A 293-nucleotide genomic window follows, 5' to 3' on the forward strand; every position below is an offset into this window, starting at 1 on the left:
GCCGAACTATCGCCAAGGAGATAGAAAAACAGGAAAACGTCCGCCTGCCCGGTCGCCGCAGCCAGGGTATCCGTAAACAGGCGTTGGAAAGCGGTATCGTGATCGAAAGCGATATTCTTGGCGAAATTCAATCGCTTTGACCGGACATTAAAAACCCGGCGGGTCGACCGTGACCCGCCGGGTAAACCGTAAATGGCTGCGTTTATCTGCGTCGATGGGACCGGACATCATGTCCAGCCGCCATTTGGTCCGCCGATCCCGCCATTGATATGGAAGGATTTTGACGCAGAAAG

Annotated in this window: 1 pseudogene; it reads left to right on the forward strand. The window is 54.6% G+C overall.

The annotated features are described in order from the left end of the window. Positions 1-140: pseudogene (locus EN807_RS37280) on the forward strand (Ldh family oxidoreductase); the annotation flags it as partial. Positions 141-293: the final 153 nt, after the last annotated feature.

Source organism: Mesorhizobium sp. M5C.F.Ca.ET.164.01.1.1, assembly GCF_004792125.1.
Taxonomy (GTDB): Bacteria; Pseudomonadota; Alphaproteobacteria; order Rhizobiales; family Rhizobiaceae; genus Mesorhizobium; species Mesorhizobium wenxiniae.